Source organism: Caballeronia sp. BR00000012568055 (assembly GCF_029439455.1).
Taxonomy (GTDB): domain Bacteria; phylum Pseudomonadota; class Gammaproteobacteria; order Burkholderiales; family Burkholderiaceae; genus Caballeronia.
In genome coordinates, this window is the sequence record NZ_JAQFVG010000244.1 from 26,693 (window position 1) to 36,359 (window position 9,667).

At 59.9% G+C, this 9,667-nt stretch carries 9 protein-coding genes; all 9 read left to right on the forward strand.

Annotated elements, in window-relative coordinates:
- Positions 1-79: 79 nt before the first annotated feature.
- The 9 genes from folP (at position 80) to phoR (ending at position 9,434) form a co-directional block, all read left to right on the forward strand.
- Positions 80-910 carry a dihydropteroate synthase gene (gene folP, locus P7F28_RS12450; protein ID WP_277184802.1) on the forward strand — a complete coding sequence of 277 codons (831 nt, stop codon included), beginning with the start codon at positions 80-82 and terminating at the stop codon, positions 908-910.
- A 114-nt stretch (positions 911-1,024) separates the two neighbouring features.
- Positions 1,025-2,383: a phosphoglucosamine mutase gene (gene glmM, locus P7F28_RS12455; protein WP_277184794.1), complete on the forward strand. Its 1,359-nt coding sequence runs from the start codon at positions 1,025-1,027 to the stop codon at positions 2,381-2,383.
- A gap of 228 nt (positions 2,384-2,611) precedes the next feature.
- A complete protein-coding gene (pstS, locus tag P7F28_RS12460) occupies positions 2,612-3,643 on the forward strand; it encodes a phosphate ABC transporter substrate-binding protein PstS (protein ID WP_277184795.1) in 1,032 nt (343 codons plus the stop codon).
- Positions 3,644-3,766: 123 nt separating this feature from the next.
- The gene (gene pstC, locus P7F28_RS12465; RefSeq protein WP_277184796.1) at positions 3,767-4,750 is read left to right on the forward strand and encodes a phosphate ABC transporter permease PstC; all 984 of its coding nucleotides are present in this window, start codon (positions 3,767-3,769) and stop codon (positions 4,748-4,750) included.
- Positions 4,747-5,634, forward strand: coding sequence for a phosphate ABC transporter permease PstA (pstA, locus tag P7F28_RS12470; RefSeq protein WP_277184797.1), 888 nt, complete (start codon positions 4,747-4,749; stop codon positions 5,632-5,634). Before pstC ends, pstA begins: the two co-directional genes overlap by 4 nt.
- Before the next feature lie 15 nt (positions 5,635-5,649).
- On the forward strand, positions 5,650-6,510 hold the full coding sequence (gene pstB / locus P7F28_RS12475; RefSeq protein WP_277184798.1) for a phosphate ABC transporter ATP-binding protein PstB: 861 nt from the start codon (positions 5,650-5,652) through the stop codon (positions 6,508-6,510).
- Between the two features lie 54 nt (positions 6,511-6,564).
- On the forward strand, positions 6,565-7,272 hold the full coding sequence (gene phoU, locus P7F28_RS12480; RefSeq protein ID WP_277184799.1) for a phosphate signaling complex protein PhoU: 708 nt from the start codon (positions 6,565-6,567) through the stop codon (positions 7,270-7,272).
- Between the two features lie 68 nt (positions 7,273-7,340).
- Positions 7,341-8,042 carry a phosphate regulon transcriptional regulator PhoB gene (gene phoB, locus P7F28_RS12485; RefSeq protein ID WP_277184800.1) on the forward strand — a complete coding sequence of 234 codons (702 nt, stop codon included), beginning with the start codon at positions 7,341-7,343 and terminating at the stop codon, positions 8,040-8,042.
- A gap of 78 nt (positions 8,043-8,120) precedes the next feature.
- On the forward strand, positions 8,121-9,434 hold the full coding sequence (phoR, locus tag P7F28_RS12490) for a phosphate regulon sensor histidine kinase PhoR (protein WP_277184801.1): 1,314 nt from the start codon (positions 8,121-8,123) through the stop codon (positions 9,432-9,434).
- The last annotated feature ends 233 nt before the right edge of the window (positions 9,435-9,667 follow it).

The window sequence follows — 9,667 nt, forward strand, 5'->3', positions numbered from 1 at the left end:
CTGCCGTTACGCGCGTCAGAAGCCTTCTCTCCCGACACGCTTGACCACTCCCAAACTTATCCCCGTTTCAGCGCAGCCGATGCAATGCGGCCGCTTCACGCTGAGCTTCGAACGTCCGCTCGTGATGGGCATTCTCAACGTCACGGCGGATTCGTTCTCCGATGGCGGCCGCTTTCTCACGCGCGACGCCGCGCTGGCACGCGCCGAAAAAATGCTTGCGGATGGCGCGGACATCATCGATATAGGTGGTGAATCGACGCGTCCGGGCGCGCCGCCGGTGCCGCTGGACGAGGAACTGGCGCGCGTGGTGCCGATCGTCGAAGCACTGCGCGGCATGAATGTGCCGCTTTCCGTCGATACCTACAAGCCCGCCGTGATGCGCGCATCGCTGGATGCGGGTGCGGATTTGATCAACGATATCTGGGGTTTGCGTCAGGAAGGCGCGCTCGATGCCGTTAAAGACAGCACGTGCGGCTTGTGTGTGATGCATATGCTCGGCGAGCCGCGCACGATGCAGGCGGGCGAGCCGGTCTATGACGACGTTGTCCACGACGTACGCGCTTTCTTCGAAGAACGGCTGGAGGCCATCGAAAAAAACGGCATCGACAAAGCGCGCGTGAGTCTCGATCCGGGATACGGCTTTGGTAAGACCGTAGCGCATAATTATGCGTTGCTGGCGAAGCTGACCGAGACGCGTCCTATCGGCTCGAACTACGCGCTGCTGGCGGGAATGTCGCGTAAATCGATGCTCGGCGCGGTCACGGGCCGTGGCGCAGGTGAACGGCTCGCAGCAAGTGTCGCGGCGGCGGTCTGTGCAGCGGAGCGCGGCGCGGCCATAATCCGCGTGCACGATGTCGCCGAAACCGTCGATGCGCTCAAAATATGGCGCGCGACACGGGACGCCAGCTAAAGCACAAACGCAAGAACGAACATTGACGACGCGCAGCGCACGCGCCGGCAGAACATCCAACACATGAACGCGGACCGGAATCGCGCAACCGGTCCATCAGGAGGTCAGGCAGCAATGGCACGTCGATATTTTGGTACGGATGGCATTCGTGGTCGCGTCGGTGAAGGTCCGATCACGCCGGATTTCGTCCTGAGACTGGGTTACGCCGCGGGCAAGGTGCTCGCGGGCGCGGGCGGCAAGCAGCAGAAGGGCAGCCGTCCGACGGTGTTGATCGGCAAGGACACGCGCGTGTCGGGCTATATGCTTGAAGCGGCGCTGGAATCGGGCTTCTCCGCAGCGGGCGTCGATGTGATGCTGGCCGGCCCGATGCCCACGCCCGGCGTGGCCTATCTCACGCGCGCGCTGCGGCTGTCGGCGGGCGTGGTGATCAGCGCATCGCACAATCCGTACGATGACAACGGCATCAAATTCTTCTCCGCCGATGGCAACAAGCTGCCCGACGACGTCGAACTGCAAATCGAAGCGCAACTCGAACAGCCGATGTCCTGCGCGCCGTCCGAGCGCTTGGGCAAGGCGCGCCGTCTCGACGATGCGGGCGGGCGCTACATCGAGTTCTGCAAGAGCACGTTCCCGGCGAGCTTCGATCTGCGCGGCATGCGCATCGTGCTGGACTGCGCGCACGGCGCGGCGTACGACGTCGGTCCGCACGTGTTCCATGAACTGGGCGCGGAAGTCGTGTCGATCGGCGTGTCGCCGAACGGTTTCAATATCAACGATAAAGTCGGCGCGACCGCACCGGACGCGCTCGTGCACGCGGTGCATCAGCATCGCGCGGATATCGGCATTGCGCTGGATGGCGACGCGGATCGCCTGCAAATCGTCGATGCAGCCGGTCGGCTGTATAACGGCGACGAGTTGCTCTACGTGCTCGTGAAGGACCGCATCGCGACCGATGGAAAGGTGAACGGAGCGGTCGGCACGCTGATGACCAACATGGCCGTCGAAGTCGCGCTGAAGGAAATGGGCGTGCAATTCGTGCGCGCCGCCGTGGGCGACCGCTACGTGCTGGAAAAGCTCGTCGAGAACGGCTGGCAGATCGGCGCGGAAGGTTCGGGCCACATTCTGTCGCTGGATCGTCATTCGACGGGCGATGGCATCGTCTCCGCGCTGCTGGTGCTGGCCGCGCTCAAGCGTAGCGGCAAAACGCTTCACGAAATGCTGGAAGGCGTGACGCTGTTCCCGCAGAAGCTCATCAATGTGCGCATGAATCCGGGCGCGGATTGGAAAAGCAGCGAAGCGATCAAGCACGCGGTCGAGCAAGCCGAGCGTTCACTCGAATCGCACGGGCGGGTCTTGATTCGCGCGTCGGGAACTGAACCGGTGTTGCGCGTGATGGTGGAAGCCGCCGCGCATCAGGACGCCGTTCGCCACGCCGAAACGATTGCGAAGGTGGTGAAGGAAGCGACTTCGTAGACGTTTAGTCGGATCGTCACAAAGCGAAAGCGGGCTTTTTAGCCCGCTTTTTTTATTCGGGAAAACCCTTGACAAATCGACGATCGTTCAATTTACGTTCCGTAAGAAGACTGTCACGCGAGCTTCACGAATCGTCATATTACTGTCACAGATAACTCCTATATTTCGCCCTGTCCTGTCGATTCACTCGCTGTCGTTCCACACGCTCACAAAACCCCTGGAGGTCTCATGAAATTGATGCAAACCGCGCTGGCCGGCGTTATTGGCGCTCTGTTCGCCATCTCTGCGCAAGCTGCCGATATCACCGGCGCGGGTTCTACCTTCGCAGCCCCGATTTACACCAAGTGGGCAGACGCCTACCAAAAGAATGGCGGCGGCAAGGTGAACTACCAAGGCATCGGCTCGTCGGGCGGTATCAAGCAGATCATCGCCAAGACGGTGGATTTCGCGGGCTCGGACGCGCCGCTGAAGGATGACGAACTCGCCAAGGACGGCTTGTTCCAGTTCCCGACGGTGGTTGGCGGCGTGGTGCCGGTGATCAACGTGCCGGGCGTGAAGGCCGGTGAAGTGACGCTGTCGGGCGAAGTGCTCGGCGACATCTACCTCGGCAAGATCAAGAAGTGGAACGATCCGGCGATCGCTGCACTGAATCCGAAGGTCAAGCTGCCGGATACCGATATCGCCGTGGTTCGCCGCGCCGACGGTTCGGGCACCTCGTTCATCTGGACGAACTACCTGTCGAAGGTCAACGCAGACTGGAAGTCGAAGGTCGGCGAAGGTTCGACGGTCAACTGGCCGACGGGCACGGGCGGCAAGGGTAACGACGGCGTCGCGGCATTCGTGCAACGTCTGCCGGGCGCGATCGGCTACGTGGAGTGGGCGTACGCGAAGCAAAACAAGATGACCTACGTCGGCATGAAGAATTCGTCGGGTACGGTTGTCGAGCCGGAAACGAAGACGTTCAAGGCAGCGGCTGCTGGCGCTGACTGGTCGAAGTCGTTCTACCAGATCCTGACGAACGAATCGGGCAAGGACGCATGGCCGATCGTTGGTGCAACGTTCGTGCTGCTGCACGCCACGCAAGACAAGCCGGCGCAAGGCACGGAGACGCTTAAGTTCTTCGACTGGGCGTTCAAGAACGGCAACCAGGCTGCCAACGACCTCGACTACATCTCGCTGCCGGATTCGGTGGTTGCCGAGATCAAGACGCAGTGGAAGGCGAAGGTCAAGGACGCATCGGGCAAGGCTGTCGCTGAGTAAGCATTGAGCAGGAAAACTGTCCTAAGCTGTTGATATCAGGACAGAAAAAGGTAGCAAACAAGCCGCGCGGCAGGCCGAAAGGTCTCGTCGCGCGGTCTGACACGTAGCGTAACCAAGGCTCCCATGTCGGACATCAATCTCACGTCGGCTGTGCCGGCCGCGCATACGCAGCGCGCGCCGAGCCGTCTCGGCGACATCATTTTCGGTGGCGTGACGCGGCTTGCAGCCGTCATCACGCTGCTGCTTCTTGGCGGCATCATCGTTTCGCTGCTGATCGCGTCGATGCCGACCATCCAGAAATTCGGTCTGAGCTTTCTGTGGACGTCGGACTGGGATCCGCCTTCCAACCAATTCGGCGCGCTGGTGCCGATCTACGGCACGATCGCCACGTCGATCATCGCGCTGATCATCGCCGTGCCGGTGAGCTTCGGCATCGCGCTGTTTCTGACGGAACTGTCGCCCGCGTGGCTGCGCCGTCCGCTGGGCGTCGCCATCGAATTGCTCGCGGCGATTCCGTCGATCGTCTACGGTATGTGGGGTCTGCTCGTATTCGCGCCGATCTTCGCCGAATACTTCGAGAAGCCGCTCGGCAAGCTGTTGGGCGGCGTGCCGGTGATCGGCATGTTCTTTCAGGGGCCGCCGATCGGTATCGGCATTCTGGCCGCGGGCGTGATTCTCGCGATCATGATCATTCCGTACATCGCCTCGGTGATGCGCGATGTGTTCGAAGTCACGCCCGTGCTGCTGAAGGAATCGGCGTATGGCATCGGCTGTACGACGTGGGAAGTGATGTGGAAGATCGTGTTGCCGTACACCCGCGCCGGCGTGATCGGCGGCGTGATGCTGGGTCTGGGCCGCGCGCTCGGCGAGACCATGGCCGTCACCTTCGTGATCGGTAACACCAATCTGCTCGACAACGTCTCGCTGTTCTCGCCGGGTAACTCGATTACCTCGGCGCTCGCCAACGAATTCGCCGAAGCCAGTCCCGGTCTGCATACGTCGGCGCTGATGGAACTCGGTCTGATCCTTTTCGTGATTACGTTCATCGTGCTCGCACTGTCGAAAATCATGCTGATTCGCATGGAACGCGGGGAGGGCCGGAAATGAGCCGCCCAGCTACGCCCGATCAGGTTCAGGCGCGCGAACAACGCATTCGCATGAAGCTGCAAAGCCGTCGCCGCGGCACCAATGCCATCGCGCTGACGATGTCGCTGGCCGCGATGGCCTTCGGTCTCATTTGGCTCGTGTGGATTCTCTTCACGACGCTGAAGCTCGGCATCGGTGGTTTGTCGATCGATCTGTTCACGCAGTCCACGCCGCCGCCGAACACCGATGGCGGCGGTCTTGCCAACGCCATCGTCGGTTCGCTGTTGCTGGTGGTGATCGCGACGTTCATCGGCACGCCGCTCGGCATTCTGGCGGGCGTGTATCTCGCCGAATACGGCCAGAAGCGCTGGCTTGCGAGCGTGACGCGCTTTATCAACGACATTTTGTTGTCGGCGCCGTCGATCGTCGTCGGTCTGTTCGTGTATGCGCTGGTGGTCGCGAAGATGGGTCGCTTCTCCGGTTGGGCTGGCGTGATCGCGCTGGCGCTGCTGCAGATTCCGATCGTGATCCGCACCACGGAAAACATGCTGAAACTGGTGCCGAACGCGCTGCGTGAAGCCGCCTTCGCACTCGGCACGCCGAAGTGGAAGATGGTGATGTCGATCACGCTGAAGGCGTCGGTCGGCGGCATCGTGACGGGCGTGCTGCTGGCGATCGCGCGGATTGCGGGTGAAACCGCGCCGCTGCTGTTCACCGCGCTGTCGAATCAATTTTTCTCGATGAACCTGAATCAGCCGGTCGCCAATCTGCCGGTCACGATCTACAAGTTCGCGATGAGTCCGTTCCCGCAGTGGCAATCGCTCGCGTGGGCCGGTGTGTTCCTGATTACGCTCGGCGTGCTCGGCCTGAATGTGCTGGCGCGTGCGATCTTCTCGAAGAAATAAGGGCGGAGTGATTCCATGAATATGGTCGAAAGTGGTGTCAACCACCAACAAACCCCGGTCGAACGCGGCCCGGTCGCGGGCAGCGTGCGCCCGACGCACGGCTCGCAACCGGCTGACTCGATCAAGCCGAAGATCGAGGTGAAGAACCTCAACTTCTTCTACAACAAGTATCACGCGCTGAAGAACATCAACCTGCGCATTCCGGAAAAGAAGGTCACGGCTTTCATCGGACCGTCGGGTTGCGGCAAGTCCACGCTGCTGCGCACGTTCAACAAGATGTACGCGCTTTATCCGGAGCAACGCGGCGAAGGCGAAATCCTGATGGATGGCGTCAATCTGCTCGATACGACCAAGGACATCTCGCTGCTGCGCGCACGCGTGGGCATGGTGTCCCAGAAGCCGACTCCGTTCCCGATGTCGATCTACGACAACATCGCGTTCGGCGTGAAGATGTTCGAGCAACTCACGCGCTCGGAGATGGACGATCGCGTGGAATGGGCGCTGACGAAAGCCGCGCTCTGGACCGAAGTGAAGGACAAGCTGCAGCAGAGCGGCTACGGTCTGTCGGGCGGTCAGCAGCAGCGTCTGTGTATCGCGCGCGGTATCGCGATCCGCCCGGAAGTGCTGTTGCTCGATGAACCGTGCTCGGCGCTGGACCCGATCTCTACGGGCCGTATCGAAGAGTTGATCGCGGAATTGAAGAGCGATTACACGGTGGTGATCGTTACGCACAATATGCAGCAGGCGGCGCGTTGCTCGGACTACACTGCCTATATGTATCTCGGTGAGTTGATCGAATTCGGTGACACGGAAAAGATCTTCATCAAGCCGGCTCGCAAAGAGACGGAAGACTACATCACGGGTCGCTTCGGTTGATTCCGGCCAGAATCATCGAGCGCAAAAAAGGGCTTCAGGGAGTAGGAGTAACTTATGTCCGATAAACATCTGTCGAGCCAATTCGATGCCGATCTGAACGCGGTGTCGTCGAAAGTGCTGGAAATGGGCGGTCTGGTGGAGTCGCAGATTATCGCGGCGATGCAGGCGCTCAACGAATTCGATATCGGCATTGCCGATCAGGTGATCGCCGCGGAAGTGCAGTTGAACCGCATGGAAGTGGAAATCGACGAGGATTGCAGCAATATCATCGCGCGCCGTCAGCCGGCTGCACGCGACCTGCGTTTGCTGATGGCGATCTCGAAGACCATCACCAATCTCGAACGCGCCGGCGACGAAGCCGAGAAGATCGCCAAGCGCGTGAAGCGCATCAACGAAGACGGCGCTGGCCGTACGGTGAATATCGCCGAGATCAAGCTGTCGGGCGAGATGGCGGTGTCGATTCTGCGCCGCGCGCTGGATGCGTTCGCGCGTCTGGACACGGTGGCAGCCGCGCAGATCGTGCGCGACGACAAGGCGATCGACGAGGAATTCCGCGCCTTCGTGCGCAAGCTCGTCACGTACATGATGGAAGACCCGCGCACCATTTCGGCGGGCCTCGACTATCTGTTCATCGCGAAGGCGGTGGAGCGGATCGGCGATCACGCGAAGAATATCGCCGAGTTCATTATTTATATCGTCAAGGGCACCGACGTGAGGCATATCTCGCGCGATCAGCTCGAACGTGAAGCGCTGGGCGGCTGATCAGCAGTTCTGCTTATCAACCGTTACAGCGCAATCGTTTAATTCAAGCAAAAGGTCAAGAGGTGCCGATGCCCAGCAGTATCCTCGTCATTGAAGACGAACCCGCGATCTCCGAACTGATCTCGGTGAATCTCCAACATGCGGGACATTGCCCCATTCGCGCGTATAACGCCGAACAGGCGCAAAACCTGATCAGTGATGTGCTGCCCGATCTCGTACTGCTCGACTGGATGCTGCCCGGCAAGTCGGGCATTGCGTTCGCGCGCGAGCTGCGCAACAACGAGCGGACCAAGCACATCCCGATCATCATGCTGACCGCGCGTGGCGATGAGCAGGACAAGGTGCTCGGACTGGAAATCGGCGCCGACGACTATGTGACCAAGCCGTTTTCGCCGAAGGAACTGATGGCGCGCATCAAGGCGGTGCTTCGCCGCCGCGCGCCGCAGTTGACCGAAGACGTGGTCGCGATCAACGGCCTGCGCCTCGATCCGGCGACGCATCGGGTGGCGGCGAATCAGTCGGGCAGCGATATCAAGCTCGATCTCGGTCCGACGGAATTCCGTCTGCTGCATTTTTTCATGACGCATCCGGAGCGCGTGCACAGCCGCACGCAATTGCTGGATCAGGTGTGGGGCGATCACGTGTTCGTCGAAGAGCGTACCGTCGATGTGCACATCAAGCGTCTGCGTGCCGCGCTCAAACCCGCAGGCTGCGATGCTATGATCGAAACGGTGCGCGGCAGCGGATATCGCCTGGCAAAGAGCGCCTGAGAAGCGCCTGAGAGTCAACGACGTTATCCGCTTTTCATTCAGATTGCTGCATCAACGTCACTCAGAACTACCGACAACATGAACATCATCTGGACGCGGTCTATCGTGTCCCTCGCGCTGCTCGCCGCGCTGTGCGCCGCGATCGGCGCGCTCGTCGGCGTGCGCGTGGCGCTCGCTTTCGCGGTGGTCATGCTGGTCCTACAAAGCTTCTTCAGCACTTATCACACGCAACGTCTCTGGCGTCTGCTCGAAGCGCCCGTGTATGGCGAAGTGCCTAGCGCGCTTGGCATCTGGGGCGAAATCTACTATCGGCTGCACAAGCTTGCGGAGCGCTGGCATGCGCAGGTGCGTCAGGTCGAGCAGCAACATTCGCGCTTCATTCAGGCGATCCAGGCTTCACCGAATGGCGTGGCCATGTTGGACGATCACGATCAGATCGAGTGGTGCAATGCCATCGCCGAAAAGCATTTCGGACTCGATTCCAAGCGCGATTTGCGCCAGCACATTACGCATCTGGTGCGGCAGCCGGATTTCATTCGCTATCTCAACTCGCATCATTATGAAGAGATGCTGGTGATGCGCGGGATGGGTGCGAATCGGCAGCGTTCTATCTCGGTGCAGGTGTTTCCTTATGGCGATAATCGCAAGCTGATTCTGACGCAGGACATTACCGAACTCGAACGCACGGATTCGATGCGGCGTGACTTCGTTGCCAATGTATCGCATGAACTGAAGACGCCGTTGACGGTGCTGTCCGGCTTTCTCGAAACCATGCGCGATATTCCGCTTGGCGAAGCGGACCGCGCGCGTTATCTCGACATGATGGAGCAGCAGGCTTCACGCATGCAGAACATCGTGCGTGACTTGCTTGTTTTGGCGAATCTCGAAGGTGATATGCGTTCGCCCGGAGATGAGTTGCTCGATATGCGTGCGGTTTTGCGGCATCTCGAAGATGATGCCAATAGCTTGTCTGGCGGACGCCATCGCATTACGTTCGATAACGATGATTCTTTGACCGTCGCTGGGGTTGAAACCGAGGTGATGAGTGCGCTGGGGAATCTTGTTACTAACGCGGTGCGGTATACGCCTGATGGCGGGGCGATCGATGTTTCTTGGAAGCGGGTGAGTGATCGCGCGGTCTTTACTGTTAAAGATAGTGGGTTTGGAATTCCGGCGGAGCATATTCCTCGGTTGACCGAACGGTTTTATCGTGTGGATCGGAGTCGGTCTAGAGATACCGGTGGCACCGGACTCGGTCTTGCTATCGTTAAGCATGTGCTGCAGCGGCATCATGCTGAGCTTGATGTTAAAAGTGAAGTCGGGCGCGGGAGTACGTTTATCGTGCGGTTTCCTGGGTCGAGGACGGCGCTCCGGAAGTCGCTTGCGGCTTAGTGGTTCTGCTTGCGGTTGTTGTGCGTTTTGTTTCAGTAGCCGCCTCCCCGGCGGGGGGTAACTTTCTTTGCTGCTGCAAAGAAAGTCACCAAAGAAAGCAGCTTTTTCAACCAGACACTGCACGTTGAGAAGGCAAGTGGATTAATGCTCTCTCTAGGTAACAATAGCTCGCCACCACGGAGGCCTGCCCGGCCTGTCAAGCGTTCGGTACGCGCTATTCAAGCACCACTATT